This is a genomic window from Tabrizicola sp. M-4 (assembly GCF_051132405.1).
In the GTDB taxonomy this organism is placed as follows: Bacteria; Pseudomonadota; Alphaproteobacteria; order Rhodobacterales; family Rhodobacteraceae; genus Paragemmobacter.
Genome location: NZ_CP128606.1, coordinates 1,964,402 through 1,979,169, shown reverse-complemented (window position 1 = coordinate 1,979,169; position 14,768 = coordinate 1,964,402). Strand labels below are relative to the sequence as shown.

Sequence of the window (14,768 nt, the reverse complement as noted above, 5' to 3'; positions counted from 1 at the left end):
GAGCCTGCGGTGTGAGCCCCTTCGAGGCGGGGTGAACCCCGCCCTACGGCTTCGCGGATTTTTCCGGTTTCACCACCTTTTCGGCGAGGTCCTTGGCGATGGCGAAGGCGCCCTTGATCCGGTCGCCCTCGGACTTCCAGTCGCGCATGAGGACGATCTTGTTGCCCTGAACCCGGGCAGAGGGATCGGCCTTGATGAAATCCACCAACCCCGCCGGATTGGCGAATTTGTCGTTGTGGAATTGCACCGTGGCCCCCTTTGGCCCGGCATCCAGACGGCTGATGCCCGCGCGTTTGCACATCGACTTGATGCGCATGACCAGCAGCAGCGTGTTCACCTCGCGGGGCAAGGGACCGAAGCGGTCGATCAACTCGGCGGCGAAGCCTTCGAGTTCCACCTTGGTGGTGAGCGAGGTCAGGCGGCGGTAGAGGCCCAAGCGGATGTCGAGATCGGGGATGTAGTCTTCCGGGATCAGGACGGGGACGCCGAGGTTGATCTGCGGGGCCCATTGGTCGTCGAGCGCGGCAGGGCCTGCGAGTTCGCCGGATTTCAGCTTGGCGATCGTTTCTTCCAGCATCTGCTGGTAGAGTTCGTAGCCGACTTCCTTGATATGGCCCGATTGTTCCTCGCCCAAGAGGTTCCCCGCCCCGCGCAGGTCGAGGTCGTGGGAGGCGAGGTTGAAGCCCGCACCCAAGGAATCGAGGCTGCCCAGAAGCCGCAGGCGTTTCGTGGCCGAGGGTGTGAGCGGCGCGCGGGGTTTGGTCGTCAGGAAGCAATAGGCACGGGTCTTGGCACGGCCCACGCGGCCCCGGATCTGGTAGAGTTGGCTTAGGCCGAACATGTCGGCGCGGTGGATGATCATCGTGTTGGCGGTGGGGATGTCGAGGCCCGATTCCACGATGGTGGTGGAGAGCAGGACGTCATATTTCCCGTCGTAGAATTCGTTCATCTTCTCGTCGAGGTCGCCCGCGGCGAGCTGGCCATGGGCGATGACATAGGTCACTTCCGGCACGTGGGTGCGCAGGAATTCCTCGATCTCCGGCAGGTCCGAGATGCGGGGGACGACGATGAAGCTCTGCCCGCCGCGATAGCGTTCGCGCAGGAGTGCCTCGCGCAGGGTGACGGGGTCGAATTCCGACACGTAGGTGCGGATCGCCAGACGGTCCACGGGGGGCGTGGCGATGATCGACAGGTCGCGCACGCCAGTGAGCGAGAGTTGCAGGGTGCGCGGGATGGGCGTGGCGGTCAGGGTCAGGACGTGGATTTCCGACCGCATCTCCTTCAGCCGTTCCTTGTGGGCGACGCCGAAATGCTGTTCCTCGTCGATGATCAGGAGGCCCAGGGATTTGAAGCGGATGTCCTTTGCCAGCAGCGCGTGGGTGCCGACGCAGATATCCACCGTGCCTGCGGCAAGCCCTTCGCGGGTGGCCTTGGCGTCCTTCTGGCTGACGAAGCGCGACAGGGGTTTGACCGTGATCGGAAAGCCCCGAAAGCGTTCGGCGAAGCTGCGGTAATGCTGGCGCGCGAGCAGCGTGGTCGGGCAGATGACGGCGACCTGCATCCCTGCCAGTGCCGCGACGAAGGCCGCGCGCATGGCGACTTCGGTCTTCCCGAAGCCCACGTCGCCCACGATCAGGCGGTCCATCGGGCGGCCGGATTCGAGGTCGGCCACCACATCGGCAATGGCGGAGAGTTGGTCGTCGGTCTCCTGCCAGGGGAAGCGGGCGGCGAAGGCCTCCCAGAGGGAATGCGGCGCCTCCAGTATTGGCGCATGGCGGAGCGCGCGTTCGGCGGCGATCCGCATGAGGCGGTCGGCGATCTCGCGGATGCGTTCCTTGAGGCGCGCCTTCTTGGCCTGCCATGCGCCACCGCCGAGACGGTCGAGAAGCCCCTCTTCATGGCCGTAGCGCGAGAGGAGTTCGATATTCTCGACCGGAAGGTAAAGCTTTGCGCCTTCGGCATATTCCAGCGCGACGCAGGCATGGGGCGCGCCGAGGGCCGTGATCGTCTCGATGCCCAGATAGCGCCCGACCCCGTGTTCCACATGCACGACAAGGTCGCCGGGGGAGAGGCTGTCCACTTCGCGCAGGAAGTTTTCGGCCTTGCGCTTGCGTTTGGGTTTGCCGACGAGGCGGTCTCCCAGCACGTCCTGTTCCGAGATGACGGCAAGGCCAGGGGCGGTGAAACCCGCCTCAAGCGCCCAGACGGCGAGGAACAATCCACCTTTCCCATCAGGGACTTCGCGGACGTCCTTGATGCGTTTCGCGCCCGTGACGCCTTGGTCGGAGAGAAGCCCTTCCAGCCGTTCCCGCGCGCCGTCGGACCATGAGGCGATGATGACGTTCCGATCCTGAAGCTGTTCCTTAAGATGGGCAGCCAAGACACCGAAAAGGCTTATGCTTTCCTGCTGGCGTTCCGGTGCGAAATTGCGCCCGAGACGGCCTCCCGCATCCAGCACGCCGGGGCCGGGAGAGGCGGCGTTGGGCGAAAGCTGGATCAGGCGGTGGGGGGCGGTGGCCGCCTCCCAGCCGGCATCGTCGAGATAGAGCAGCCCCGGCGCGCAGGGCTTGTAGACCGAGTCGAGCCGCCCCTTGGCCGTCATCGCCTCGCGCCGGGCGTCGTACTGGTCTTCGATCCCTTCCCAGCGCGCCAGTCGGGCGGGGGTAATCTGGTCGTCCAGCACCACGGTCGCATCGGGGAGATAGTCGAACAGCGTCTCCAGCCGGTCATGGAAGAAGGGGAGCCAGTGTTCCATCCCCTGATGCTTGCGCCCCGCGCTGACGGCCTCGTAAAGCGGGTCGTCCGATCCCCCTGCCCCGAATTCCAGACGGTAATTCTGGCGGAAGCGGGTGATCGCGGCCTCGTCAAGGATCACCTCGGACATCGGCGCAAGGTCGATGGCGGTGAGTTTCTCGGTCGTTCGCTGGGTTTCGGGGTCGAAGCGGCGCGCCCCGTCCAGCACATCGCCGAAGAAATCAAGCCGGATCGGCGTGCGGCTGCCCGGCGGCCAGAGGTCCACGATCCCGCCCCGGATGGCGAAATCACCGGGTTCGGCGACGGTGGAGGCAGGCGAAAAGCCCATGCGGGTGAGAAAGCCCCTCAGCCGCGTCTCGTCCACCCTGTCGCCCACGCGGGCCGAGAAGGAGGCGGTGCGGATCACATCGCGCGCGGGAAGTCGCTGGGTTGCGGCGTTGAGCGTGGTCAGAAGGACGAAGGGGCCCCGGACCCCGTCGGCCAGTGCCGCCAGTGTGGCCATGCGGCGGGCGGAAAGGTTGGGGTTCGGTGAAACGCGGTCATAAGGCAGGCAATCCCATGCCGGAAAGTCCAGCACCGTCGCAGAGGGGGCCATGATGGCCAGCGCCGCCGCCATCGCCTCGGCCCGCTTGTCATCGCGGGCGATGTGGATGAGGGGGGCGCCCTTTTCCAACTCGCGGGCGAGGAGGCGGGCGTCGAAGCCTTCGGGCGCGCCGCCGAGGAGGATGCGGGATGCTGTCGTCATGATGGCGCGTGACTTAACCGCAGGGACGGCGGCGTCAACGCCTTATATCAGCGGAACACCCCCAGCGTGAGGTTCTGGTACATGCCGAACATGCCGGTGAAGAAGATCGCGAACATGCCCAGCGTCTGGACGGTGGTGCGGTGGCGGCGCAGGCGGCGGATCAGGTCCTTGCCCCGCAGATCGCCCGCCTCGATCATCGTGCAGGTCCGCAGGGTGAGAGCGCTGACGACGAGCATGGGCAGGAGGAGGCAGAGCACGGCCTGGGCGAATTCGATCCCGTAGAGTGTGGCCAGCAGGATGAGCCCCGTCACAAGGAAACAGGTGAAGGCCATGAGGACCAGCCCGCCGCTGCGCCAGATGAAGAGCAGGCGGCGGGTATAGACGCCGGCCAGCGCCTCGACATCGGCCATGGCCTGACCGCCCTCGCGTTCGGCCCGGCGGAGGAGGTCATGGGGAACGCCGATGACGAAATGGCTGACCGTGGACCACAGGACCGCAAGGGCAAGCCAGAACCAGAGGTTGGAGAAGGATCGCAGATCGATCACTTCGAAGATCGTCTTGTACCAGTCCAACCGCCCGTCCCCGTCCGCAACCCCGTGGCGCATCGGCCTTTTGGCCCGCCGCTCCGTGACGGCTTGTTGCGCGCCTCTTTCTCTGGCAGGCAAGGGGCCGGGGCGCAAGCCCCGTTGGATGATCCCGATGCCGGAGCCTGACCTGATGCGCCCGATTTCCGCCCCCACACCTGCCGCCCGTTTCCGCCGCCTGCGGCGGACCCCTGCCCTGCGGGCGCTGTCGCAGGAAACGCTGCTGGCGGTGGGCGATCTGATCTGGCCGGTCTTCGTGCGCGATGGCGTGAGGGTGCGGGAACCCATCGCCTCCATGCCGGGGGTGGAGCGGCTGTCCGTCGATCTGGTGGTGAAGGCGGCGGAGGAGGCGGCGGGTTTGGGCATTCCGGCGATCTGCCTCTTTCCCTATACCGACCCCGCGCTGAAGACCGAAGGCTGCGAAGAGGCGTGGAACCCCGACAATCTGGCCAACCGCGCGATCCGGGCGATCAAGGCGGCGGTTCCGGAGATTGCCGTGATGACGGATGTGGCGCTGGACCCCTTCAACGCCAATGGCCATGACGGGCTGGTGCGCGACGGGGTGATCCTGAACGACGAGACGATCGAATGTCTGGTCCGGATGGCCTTGGTGCAGGCGGAATGCGGGGCGGATATTCTTGGGCCGTCGGACATGATGGACGGGCGCATCGGCGCGATGCGGGCCGCGCTGGAGGCGGCGGGGCATCGCGACGTGGCGATCCTGTCCTATGCGGCAAAGTACGCCTCGGCCTTCTATGGGCCCTTCCGCGATGCCGTGGGGGCGTCGGGGGCGCTGAAGGGCGACAAGAAGACCTACCAGATGAACCCCGCCAATACCGACGAGGCGCTACGTCTGGTGGAACGCGACCTGCGCGAAGGCGCCGACATGGTGATGGTCAAGCCGGGGATGCCCTATCTGGACATCTGCCGCCGCGTGAAGGAGGCCTTCGGCGCACCGACCTATGCCTATCAGGTGTCGGGCGAATATGCGATGATCAAGGGCGCGGCGGAACGTGGCTGGATCGACGGCGACAAGGCGATGATGGAAAGCCTGATGGGGTTCAAGCGCGCGGGCTGCGACGGCATCCTGACCTATTTCGCGCCCGAAGTGGCCCGCAAGCTGCGCGCGGGCTGGACCTGGGGCTGAGCCGGCATAGGGGCGTCCCTTCATCCTGATCGGCCTGTCCTCACCCGTTCTTCAAATATCCTCGGGGGTGAATTGGCCGAAAGGCCAAGAGGGGGCAGAAGGCCCCCTTCCTTCTTCCGCCCGTCTCCCCACATTTGTTCGGCAGGGCTTTGCCTGCCTGCACGGCGGGACATGACAGGCGCGCATAAAGGGAATAGTCTTTGTCAAGGAGCGGGTTCGCAAGAAGCCCGCCACAGGCAAAAGGGGCGGTTTCATGAATGGAATTTCAAGACGCGGGCTGCTGGCAGGGGCCGGGGCTTCGGTGTTGATGACGGCGGCCTGCGGCAATGGCGTGGGCGGGGCCGGGGCGCAGCAGATCGACGCGCGGGTGGATGCGACGCGGAATTTCCTGTTCTCGCGCTATCCCGGCACGCAGGATCTGGCGAACAGGGCCTTCGGCGTGCTTTACATGCCGCTGATCACGGAAGCCGGGTTCTTCATCGGCGGGGCCTATGGGCGCGGCGCGCTGCGCATCCGCGATGTGACGGTGGATTACTACTCCTCTACCAAGGCGAGCTATGGTTTGCAGATCGGGGCGCAGCAATATGCCCATGCGCTGTTCTTCATGACCGATGCCGCGCTGGCCGATTTCCGCGCCGGGAGCGGTTGGGCGGCGAGCGCCGATCTGAAATACGTAACCCCCGAACAGGGCGGCAGCATCGGCAAGGAAACGACGGAGATCGACCCCGTCATCGCGCTGGTCTTCGGGCAGCAGGGTCTGATCGCCGGGGCAACGCTTGCGGGCGTGAAATACACGCGCATCATCCCCTGACGGGGGGGGGCGGGAAAAGGGGGGGTGCGGGGGGCCGGATGGCCCCCTGCCCCATCAGCGCAGGCGGCGGATCAGGCTGGACGTGTCGTTCCGCCCGCCACCCATGGTCTGCACATCCTTGTAGAACTGGTCGACCAGCGCGGTGACGGGCAGGCTTGCCCCGATCTCGTCCGCCGTCTTCAGGCAGATGCCAAGGTCCTTGCGCATCCAGTCCACCGCGAAGCCGAAGTCGAACTCGCCCTTCAGCATGGTCTTGTGGCGGTTGACCATCTGCCATGATCCGGCGGCGCCCTGACTGATCACCTCGACGACCGCCTCGCCGTCCAGCCCCGCCTTCTGGCCGAAGGCCAGCGCCTCGGACAGGCCCTGCATCAGGCCCGCGATGCAGATCTGGTTCATCATCTTGGCCAGTTGCCCCGCCCCGCTGTCGCCAAGGCGGCGGCAGATGCGGGCATAGGCGGCCATGATCGGTTCGGCCCGGGCATAATCGGCCTCTGCCCCGCCGCACATGATGGAAAGGACGCCGTTCTCGGCCCCGGCCTGCCCGCCCGAGACAGGAGCATCGACGAAGCCGATGCCACGGGCCGAGGCATGGGCCGAAAGCTCCCGCGTGACCTGCGCGGAAACCGTGGTGTGGTCGATGAAGAGCGTTCCGGGCGCCATGGCGCCGAAGGCGCCGCCTTCCCCGGTGCAGACCTGACGCAGGTCGTCGTCATTGCCGACGCAGGCCAGCACGGCATCGGCCCCCTCTGCCGCAGCCGCAGGCGTCGCGGCCTGGCGGCCGCCATGGGCGGCGACCCAGGCCGCGGCCCGCGCCGGGGTGCGGTTGTAGACCGTCACCTCATGCCCCTTGGCCGCAAGGTGCCGCGCCATCGGCCCGCCCATCACGCCCAGACCGAGAAAGGCCAGCTTTGCCATCTTCACCCCCGCTTGCATTGCCCTTTGTTCCCCGATGGACTAGGAAGCCATCCGTTCCCCGCCGTCAAGAACAGGGCCAAGATGTTCCTCGTGTTCCGCTGGATGTTGCGCCTGTTGACCGGGATGGTCGTCCTGTCGGTGCTGGCGGTGGTGATCCTCTATTACTTCCTGTCGCGTTCGCTGCCCGACTATGGCGAGGAATTCGCCCTGCAGGGCATTTCGGCCCCGGTCGAGATCGTGCGCAACAACGACAACGTGCCCCATATCTTCGGCGCGACCGATGCGGATGTCTATTTCGCGCTGGGCTTTGCCCATGCGCAGGACAGGCTGTGGCAGATGACGATGCTGCGCCGGACGGTGCAGGGCCGCCTGTCCGAAGTCTTTGGCGAGCGCACGCTGCGGATCGACGAATTGATGCGGCGCTATGATCTTTACGGGCTGGCGCAGGCCTCGGTGGCCGTGCAGGACGCCCCGACGATGACGGCGCTGGACGCCTATGCGCGGGGGGTGAATGCCTGGATCGAACAGGTGAACCGCGATGCGCGCGGGCGGGGCGCGCCGGAATTCTTCCTGTTCTCGAACGAGATCGCGGCTTGGCAGCCCGCCGATTCCATCGCCATCCTGAAGCTGACGGCGTTGCAGCTTTCGGGGCAGATCGAGAAAGAGGTGATGCGGGCGCGCGTCTCGCTCCTCCTGCCCGATGCGCGGGTGCGCGACCTGCTGCCCGATGCGCCGGGAACGGGCGTGACCGCCCTGCCCCGGTTCTCGGAGATCGTGCCGGGCGTGGCGCCGTCCTCGGCGCCCCTGCGCATGGCGACGGCGGGGGATCTGTCGCCCTTTCCGCGGGCCGAGTTTGCGGGGGCCTCGAACGCATGGGCGGCGGTGCCCGCCCGCTCGGCCGCCGGGGGGAGCCTTCTGGCCAATGACCCGCATCTGGGCTTTACCGCGCCGACGGTCTGGTATCTGGCGCGGCTGGAGCTGCAATCGGGCGGGGTGATCGGGGGCACGATCCCCGGCATCCCCGCCGTGCTGCTGGGCCGGTCGGAAGCCTTGGGTTGGGGGCTGACCTCCAGCTATCTGGATGATCAGGACCTCTTCATCGAAGAGGTCAACCCCGAGAACCCCGAACAATACCGCACGCCCGACGGTTGGAAGGAGTTCGTCACGCGACGGTCGATCATCACCGTCAAGGATGCCGCCCCGGTGACCATCACCCTGCGCTGGACGGAGAACGGCCCCGTCCTGCCCGGATCGCATTACGACATCGGCACGATCACGCCCCCCGGCCATGTCGCGGCGCTGTCATGGACGGCGCTGACAGGGGCCGACACATCGATGACGGCGGTGATCCGCATGATGGGGGCGCGCAGCGTGGATGAGGCCATCGAGGCGGGGCGTCTGGTCGTTGCCCCCGCGCAGAACGTGATGCTGGCCGATGGGCGCGGCATCGCGCTGCAACTGATGGGGGCGATGCCTGCCCGCGATGCGGCCCATCAGAGCAAGGGGCGCATGCCCGTGCCGGGCTGGATCGCCGCGAACCGTTGGCAGGGCATCCTGCCCTATGAGGACAATCCGCGCGTGGTGAACCCGGACTCGGGCCTTTTGGGGAATACCAACAACAAGACGGTGGACAGGCCCTTCCCGCTGCACGTCTCCTACGACTGGGGCGACACGCAGCGCATCCAGCGCTGGCTGACGCTGATGCAGGCGCGCGAGGTGCATACGCGCGAAAGCTTCATCGAGGCGCAGCTGGATACCGTCAGTTTCACCGCGCGCTCGTTGCTGCCTCTGATCGGGGCGGATCTGTGGTTCACCGGCGAGGCCGCGCCCGATGGCACGCCGGAACGGCTGCGCCAGCGCGCGCTGGAGATCCTTGCCGCGTGGAACGGCGAGATGAGCGAGCATCTGCCCGAACCCCTGATCTATCAGGCATGGGTGCGCGCCTTGCAGGACCGGCTGATCCGCGACGATCTGGGGCCGCTGGCCGACAGTTTCACCCATATCGAGCCGCTGCTGATCGAACGCATCTACCGCAACGTGGACGGGGCCAGCATCTGGTGCGACGTGGTGCAGTCGGCGGTGGTGGAAAGCTGCAGCGATCTGGCGCGGATCGCGCTGGACGAGGCGCTTTTGACCCTGACCGAGACATATGGGCCGAACCCCGAAAGCTGGCGCTGGGGCGATGCGCATGAGGCGATGCAGGATCACCCCGTGCTTGGGAGCATACCCGTCCTGCGCTATTTCGTGAACATCCGCCAAAGCACCAGCGGCGATGACCACACGCTGATGCGCGGCAAGACGCGGGGCCAGGGGCCGAACCCGTTCCAGAACGTGCATGGCGCGGGCTATCGCGGGGTCTATGACTTTGCCGATCCGGATTCCTCGGTCTTCATCACCTCGACCGGGCAGTCGGGCCATCCGCTGAGCCGGTTCTACGATGATCTGGGCGAGTTGTGGCGGCGGGGGGAATATGTGCCCATGTCGCTTGACCCGGAACTGGCGCGGGCGGCGGCGGTGGGCGTGACCCTGCTGATGCCCGAGGCGGACTGACCCTTAGCCTGCCGCCGCTTGCCACGCGGCCCTTGACCTTTGCCGGACGCGCAACATCATTGCGCAATAAAATTGCGCACGCGCGGCGATCAGGGAAAAAAGATGACCGGGACCTTCGACCCTTGGCTTGGTCGCGTCGAAGAGGCGCGCGACAGGATCAGCCCGAGGCAGGCGCGGCAGATGGCGGCGACGCTGGGGGTTGGCGGGGAGTTCCGCGAAGGTGCGGATCTGCCTGCCCTCTGGCACTGGATGGGATGGACGCCCGAGGCCGCGATGGCGGAACTGGGGCCGGACGGGCACCCCGCGCGGGGCGGGTTCCTGCCGCCCGTGCCATTGGAACGGCGGATGTGGGCGGGGGGGCGGCTGCGCTTTCACGCGCCTTTGCGAATCGGCGAGGAGATGTTCCGCCGGTCAGAGATCACCAAGGTTTCCGAAAAGACCGGCAGCACGGGGCAGATGGTCTTTGTCACCGTCCGCCACGAGGTGCGCGGCGCGGAAGGTCTGGCGGTGGAGGAGGAGCAGGACATCGTCTTCATCGCCATGCCCGACCGGTTCACCCCGCCGCCCCCGGTTGCGGCCCCAGACCCCGACTGGCGCGAGGAGGTGGTGGTCGATGAGGTGCGGCTGTTCCGTTTCTCGGCCCTGACCTTCAACGCGCATCGAATCCATTTCGACCTGCCCTATGCGACGGGGGTGGAGAAATATCCGGGCCTCGTGGTGCATGGGCCGTTGCAGGCGATGCTTCTGATGGAGGCCGCGCGGGCGCGGCGGGGCGGTGCGATGCCCGGCGGATATCGTTTTCGCGGGGTGCGGCCTGCCTTCCATTTCGACAGCCTCTCGCTGCAGGGGGTGGGGGATCGGGTGGCCACGGTGAATGGCGATGGGCTGGTCTGCATGCAGGCCGAGTGGGAGGGATAGGCGATGGCGGGCGTGCTGGCGGGGATGCGGGTGGTGGAAGGGTCGGCCTTCGTGGCGGTGCCGCTGGCGGGGATGACCTTGGCGCAGATGGGGGCGGATGTGATCCGCTTTGACCGGCCGCAGGGGGGCTTGGACGCCCATCGCTGGCCTGTGACGCGGGACGGGACGAGCCTGTTCTGGGCAGGGTTGAACAAGGGAAAGCGGTCGCTGGCGGTGGATATGGCGCGGCCCGAGGGGCAGGAGATCGTGACCGACCTGATCTGCGCGCCGGGGCCGGATGCGGGGATGTTCCTGACCAATCTGCGCGTACGCGGCTGGATGGATTACCCCGCCTTGAAGGCACGACGGGAAGATCTGATCATGGTCAGCCTTCTGGGCACGCGGCGGGGGGAGCCTGCGGTGGATTACACGGTGAACCCGTCGCTTGGCTTTCCCATGGCGACGGGGGCGGAAGGGTCGACCGATCCGGTGGCGCATGTGCTGCCCGCATGGGATTGCATCGCGGGGGGGATGGTGGTGAACGCCCTTCTGGCCGCCGAACGGCATCGCCTGCGGACGGGGCGCGGGCAGTTGGCGGAACTGGCGCTGAAGGATGTGGCGGCGGCGATGCTGGCCAATCTTGGGATCGTGGGCGAGGTACTGGCCAATGGCGTGGATCGCCCGAAGGCAGGGAATTCGCTTTATGGTGCCTATGGGCAGGATTTCCTGCTGGCCTGCGGGCGGCGGGTCATGGTCATCGGGTTGACGGATCGCCAGTGGCGGGGGCTGGTCAAGGTGCTGGACCTTGCGCAGGAGGTGGCCAATCTGGGGCAGCGCATGGCGCTGGATCTGTCGCGCGAGGGGGATCGCTGGGCCGCGCGGAAGGAGATCACGGCGCTGTTTGCGCCATGGTTCGCGGCGCGGCGGTTGGAGGAGGTGGCCCCCCTCTTCGACGGGGCGGGGCTGACATGGTCGGTCTTCCGCAGCTTTGCCGAGGCGGTGCAGCAGGACCCGGACCTGTCGGAGGACAATCCGATGATGCGGGTGATCCATCAGCCGGGCGTGGGAAGCCTCCCCGTGCCGGGATCGCCCGTGACCTTTTCCGATCTGGCGCGGATGGGGCCTGCCCCTGCCCCGGTGCTGGGCGAACATACCGAGGAAATCCTAGGCGATGTGCTGGGCCTTGGGTCGGGGCAGATCGGGAAGCTGATGGATGAGGGCGTGGTGGCGCAGGGGGTGGTGCCCAAGCGGGCGGCCTGACCCCCTGCCCCTTTGACCTCAGGCCAGCGCCTTGGCGACGGTGTCCTGCCATGGCGTCGTGGGCCTGCCGATGAGGCGCGACAGGGTGTGGCTGTCATCGTGAAGCGCGCCTTGGCCTGCCTGCACATCGGCATCGGCAAGGACATGGGCAAAGCCTTCGGGCAGGCCGAAGCCCTGCAGGATGCCCGCGTAGACCGTGGGCGGCAGGTCGTTATAGGGGATCGTCTTGCCCGTCAGGCGCGAGACTTCGGCGGCAAGGTCGGCATAGCTGTGCGCCGTATCGCCCGCCAGTTCGTAGACCGCACCGTCATGCCCCGCGCCTGCGGCAACGGCGATGGCTTCGGCATAGTCGGCGCGGGCGGCGGTGGAGAAGCGCCCTTCCCCCGCCGAGCCGATCAGCGCGCCTGCGGCGATGGCCCCGCCAAGGCTGCCCGTGTGGTTTTCCGTGTACCAGCCATTGCGCAGGAGGGTGAAGGCAAGGCCCGAGGCGTGGATCGCCTCTTCCGTGGCCTTGTGATCGGCGGCGAGCAACAGGGGCGAGGTATCGGCGCGCAGGATCGAGGTATAGAGGATGCGCCCCACCCCTGCGGCCTTGGCCGCCGTGATGACGTTGCGGTGCTGGCCCACGCGATCATCGGTGTCGGAGGAGGAGATGAGGACAAGCGTCTGCACCCCGGCAAGGGCGGGGACGAGGGTTCCGGTCGCCTTGTAATCGAAGGCGCGGGTGTCGGCGTTCAGGTCGGCGGCCTTGGCCGGATCGCGGACGAGGGCGATGGGAGCATGGCCGCGCGCCTGCAGCGCGGCAAGGGCGAGGCGGCCGAGTTGGCCGGTGGCCCCGGTGATGGCGATGGTCATGGTAAGGCTCCTTTCGTTGCGGGTTGCCTTCAGATGACGGCTTTACTTACGAAAAGGAAGAACCTACATTTTTGTTAGTATACCGCTTTTCCTCACAGGGGTCTGTGCGATGAAGGATTACCCTGCCCCGCCGCCGGGGGCCGCGCCGAGTGTGCTGCATCCGCTTTGCCCCTCGCGGCAGGTTCTGGGGATGCTGACCAGCCGCTGGGGCGCGCTGATCCTTGTGGCGCTTGCGGGGCGGACGCTGCGCTTTTCACAGTTGCGGCGCGAGTTGGGGGATGTGAGTGAGCGGATGCTGGCCCAGACCCTGCAGGGGTTGGAGGCGCATGGGATGGTGCGCCGCGTGGCGCATGACGTGGTGCCACCGCATGTGGATTATTCGCTGACCGAGATCGGCGAGGAGGCGGCGGCGCTGGTGCGGGGCTTGGCGCGCTGGGTCGAGGGGCGGATGCCGGAGATCATGGCCGGGCGCGGCGCTGGGTGTTGAGCGGCGGACCGGGGGTTTTGCACCCCCGGACCCCCGCAGGATATTTTCAGAACGGATGAAGGGGCAGAGGCTCAGCCCAGATCGCGGTAGCGTTTTTCCTGCCGCGCGGTCCAGCGGACGGTGACGGCAAAGCCCGTGTCGGTGGGGGTTTCCGACAGGACCACCCCTTCGGCATGAAGCCAGGCCCGGCGGCGGCCGTCGCTGAAGGGAACGGCGAGGGTGCGTTCGGTCTTTTCCTCGTCGAAGGCCGCCGAGATGGCATCCAGCAGGCGCGGCACGCCCTCGCCCGTGAGGGCGGAGACGGGGAAGACGCGGTCGCGGGTTTCGGCCTGTTGCGTCAGCGCCTCGCGCTCCGAGGCGGCGACGAGGTCGAGCTTGTTCCAGACCTCGTACATTGGCGTGGCGGGGCCGACGCCAAGGGATTGCAGGATGTCGGCCACGTCGGCGGCCTGTTCGTTCGTTTCCGGATGCGCGATGTCGCGGACATGGAGGATCAGGTCAGCCTCCAGCACCTCTTCCAGCGTGGCGCGGAAGGCGGCGACGAGTTGCGTGGGCAGGTCCGAGATGAAACCCACGGTATCCGACAGGATGATCTTGCGCCCCGATGGCAGGGTGATGCCGCGCATGGTGGGGTCGAGCGTGGCGAAGAGCATGTCCTTGGCCAGCACATCCGCCCCGGTGGCGCGGTTGAAGAGCGTGCTTTTGCCCGCGTTGGTGTAACCCACCAGCGCCACGATGGGGAAAGGCACCTTGCGCCGCGCGGCACGGTGGAGTTCGCGGGTCTTCACCACCTTGTCGAGCTGGCGTTTCAGGCGGATGACCTGTTCGTCGATGGCGCGACGGTCGGCCTCGATCTGCGTCTCGCCGGGGCCGCCGACGAAGCCGAAGCCGCCGCGCTGGCGTTCGAGGTGGGTCCATGCGCGGACAAGGCGCGTGCGTTGATAGCTGAGGGCTGCGAGTTCCACCTGCAGCACGCCTTCCCGGGTGCGGGCGCGGTCGGCGAAGATTTCCAGAATGAGACCCGTCCGGTCGAGGAGTTTGACCCCCCATTCCTTTTCGAGGTTGCGCTGCTGCACCGGCGTGACCGGCCCGTCGACAAGGACGAGGGCGATGTCATCGGCCTTGAAGCGCGCCTTCAACTCTTCCACCTTGCCGGAGCCGAAAAGCATCCCGGGATGGACGCGCGGCAGGCGCACCACCTCGCCGCCGGCAAGGTCAAGCTCCGGCAGGGCGGCGGCAAGGCTGATCGCCTCGGCCAGCCCATGTTCGGGCAGGCGGCGGGATTTCGCGTTGCGGATATCGGGATGCAGGACATAGGCCCGCGTGGCGCGGGCCGCTGTCGAGCGGTCACGCGCATCCCGCCCCTTCAGGAGCGGGAGATCGTCGTCATCCTCTTCCGGCAGATCGGAAATCAGTCTTCGCCTTCATACAGGTTGATCGGCGCGCCGGGCATGATGGTGGAAATCGCATGCTTGTAGACAAGCTGCGACTGGCCATCGCGGCGCAGGAGAACGCAGAAATTGTCAAACCAGGTGATCACACCCTGAAGCTTCACACCGTTGATCAGAAAAATCGTTACGGGGATTTTTGCCTTACGAACGTGGTTGAGAAACGCGTCCTGCAAATTTTGTTTGTCGCCGGCCATTTTGTCTTTGCCTTTGTTATTGGTCTTGTCGCGCGATGGTCGATGTCCCCGTTCCCTCTGTCCGAGGTCACATTCGACGAACAAAGTATGTAACGCCTTGCAGACAGTTTCCAGC

The 14,768-nt window shown here is 66.6% G+C and carries 13 protein-coding genes; 7 read left to right on the top strand and 6 right to left on the bottom strand.

Annotated features, from left to right (window positions below):
* Window positions 1–43: 43 nt before the first annotated feature.
* Window positions 44–3,499, bottom strand: a complete 3,456-nt coding sequence (gene mfd / locus TabM4_RS09565; RefSeq protein ID WP_434621701.1) for a transcription-repair coupling factor — start codon at window positions 3,497–3,499, stop codon at window positions 44–46.
* A 47-nt stretch (window positions 3,500–3,546) separates the two neighbouring features.
* Window positions 3,547–4,104, bottom strand: coding sequence for a component of SufBCD complex (locus TabM4_RS09560; protein WP_434621698.1), 558 nt, complete (start codon window positions 4,102–4,104; stop codon window positions 3,547–3,549).
* Between the two features lie 112 nt (window positions 4,105–4,216).
* Between TabM4_RS09560 and hemB the strand changes: the two genes are divergently transcribed.
* Window positions 4,217–5,230 (top strand): porphobilinogen synthase, encoded by a 1,014-nt coding sequence (hemB, locus tag TabM4_RS09555; RefSeq protein WP_434622010.1) that lies wholly within the window; start codon window positions 4,217–4,219, stop codon window positions 5,228–5,230.
* Between the two features lie 253 nt (window positions 5,231–5,483).
* Window positions 5,484–6,041 carry a twin-arginine translocation pathway signal gene (locus TabM4_RS09550; protein WP_434621696.1) on the top strand — a complete coding sequence of 186 codons (558 nt, stop codon included), beginning with the start codon at window positions 5,484–5,486 and terminating at the stop codon, window positions 6,039–6,041.
* 54 nt (window positions 6,042–6,095) lie between these two features.
* On the opposite strand, the gene TabM4_RS09545 is transcribed toward TabM4_RS09550, so the two are convergent.
* Complete coding sequence (locus tag TabM4_RS09545; RefSeq protein ID WP_434621693.1) at window positions 6,096–6,959, bottom strand: NAD(P)-dependent oxidoreductase; 864 nt, start codon at window positions 6,957–6,959, stop codon at window positions 6,096–6,098.
* An 81-nt stretch (window positions 6,960–7,040) separates the two neighbouring features.
* Here TabM4_RS09545 and TabM4_RS09540 point away from each other — a divergent pair, with 81 nt between their 5' ends.
* From TabM4_RS09540 to TabM4_RS09530, 3 genes are all read left to right on the top strand, one after another.
* Window positions 7,041–9,509: a penicillin acylase family protein gene (locus tag TabM4_RS09540; RefSeq protein ID WP_434621691.1), complete on the top strand. Its 2,469-nt coding sequence runs from the start codon at window positions 7,041–7,043 to the stop codon at window positions 9,507–9,509.
* A gap of 102 nt (window positions 9,510–9,611) precedes the next feature.
* Entirely contained in the window at window positions 9,612–10,427 is an 816-nt protein-coding gene (locus TabM4_RS09535; protein WP_434621688.1) for an FAS1-like dehydratase domain-containing protein, read from the top strand.
* 3 nt (window positions 10,428–10,430) lie between these two features.
* Window positions 10,431–11,666: a CoA transferase gene (locus tag TabM4_RS09530; RefSeq protein ID WP_434621685.1), complete on the top strand. Its 1,236-nt coding sequence runs from the start codon at window positions 10,431–10,433 to the stop codon at window positions 11,664–11,666.
* Between the two features lie 18 nt (window positions 11,667–11,684).
* On the opposite strand, the gene TabM4_RS09525 is transcribed toward TabM4_RS09530, so the two are convergent.
* The gene (locus TabM4_RS09525; protein WP_434621682.1) at window positions 11,685–12,521 is read right to left on the bottom strand and encodes an SDR family oxidoreductase; all 837 of its coding nucleotides are present in this window, start codon (window positions 12,519–12,521) and stop codon (window positions 11,685–11,687) included.
* 109 nt (window positions 12,522–12,630) lie between these two features.
* On the opposite strand from TabM4_RS09525, the gene TabM4_RS09520 reads away from it, so the two are divergent.
* The gene (locus TabM4_RS09520) at window positions 12,631–13,008 is read left to right on the top strand and encodes a winged helix-turn-helix transcriptional regulator (protein WP_434621679.1); all 378 of its coding nucleotides are present in this window, start codon (window positions 12,631–12,633) and stop codon (window positions 13,006–13,008) included.
* A gap of 71 nt (window positions 13,009–13,079) precedes the next feature.
* Here TabM4_RS09520 and hflX read toward each other — a convergent pair whose 3' ends face one another.
* Window positions 13,080–14,282: a GTPase HflX gene (hflX, locus tag TabM4_RS09515; protein ID WP_434622008.1), complete on the bottom strand. Its 1,203-nt coding sequence runs from the start codon at window positions 14,280–14,282 to the stop codon at window positions 13,080–13,082.
* On the opposite strand from hflX, the gene TabM4_RS09510 reads away from it, so the two are divergent.
* A complete protein-coding gene (locus tag TabM4_RS09510; RefSeq protein WP_434622191.1) occupies window positions 14,184–14,486 on the top strand; it encodes a hypothetical protein in 303 nt (100 codons plus the stop codon). The genes hflX and TabM4_RS09510 overlap by 99 nt on opposite strands.
* Here TabM4_RS09510 and hfq read toward each other — a convergent pair.
* Window positions 14,420–14,653 carry an RNA chaperone Hfq gene (gene hfq, locus TabM4_RS09505; protein ID WP_434621676.1) on the bottom strand — a complete coding sequence of 78 codons (234 nt, stop codon included), beginning with the start codon at window positions 14,651–14,653 and terminating at the stop codon, window positions 14,420–14,422. The genes TabM4_RS09510 and hfq overlap by 67 nt on opposite strands.
* Window positions 14,654–14,768: the final 115 nt, after the last annotated feature.

Coding starts and splice junctions, on each gene's coding strand:
- TabM4_RS09540 (WP_434621691.1), top strand. CDS start 7,041: ATGTTCCTCGTGTTCCGCTGGATGTTGCGCCTGTTGACCGGGATGGTC.
- TabM4_RS09550 (WP_434621696.1), top strand. CDS start 5,484: ATGAATGGAATTTCAAGACGCGGGCTGCTGGCAGGGGCCGGGGCTTCG.
- TabM4_RS09525 (WP_434621682.1), bottom strand. CDS start 12,521: ATGACCATCGCCATCACCGGGGCCACCGGCCAACTCGGCCGCCTCGCC.
- mfd (WP_434621701.1), bottom strand. CDS start 3,499: ATGACGACAGCATCCCGCATCCTCCTCGGCGGCGCGCCCGAAGGCTTC.
- hemB (WP_434622010.1), top strand. CDS start 4,217: ATGCGCCCGATTTCCGCCCCCACACCTGCCGCCCGTTTCCGCCGCCTG.
- TabM4_RS09560 (WP_434621698.1), bottom strand. CDS start 4,104: ATGCGCCACGGGGTTGCGGACGGGGACGGGCGGTTGGACTGGTACAAG.
- hfq (WP_434621676.1), bottom strand. CDS start 14,653: ATGGCCGGCGACAAACAAAATTTGCAGGACGCGTTTCTCAACCACGTT.
- TabM4_RS09545 (WP_434621693.1), bottom strand. CDS start 6,959: ATGGCAAAGCTGGCCTTTCTCGGTCTGGGCGTGATGGGCGGGCCGATG.
- TabM4_RS09520 (WP_434621679.1), top strand. CDS start 12,631: ATGAAGGATTACCCTGCCCCGCCGCCGGGGGCCGCGCCGAGTGTGCTG.
- TabM4_RS09510 (WP_434622191.1), top strand. CDS start 14,184: ATGGACGCGCGGCAGGCGCACCACCTCGCCGCCGGCAAGGTCAAGCTC.
- TabM4_RS09535 (WP_434621688.1), top strand. CDS start 9,612: ATGACCGGGACCTTCGACCCTTGGCTTGGTCGCGTCGAAGAGGCGCGC.
- TabM4_RS09530 (WP_434621685.1), top strand. CDS start 10,431: ATGGCGGGCGTGCTGGCGGGGATGCGGGTGGTGGAAGGGTCGGCCTTC.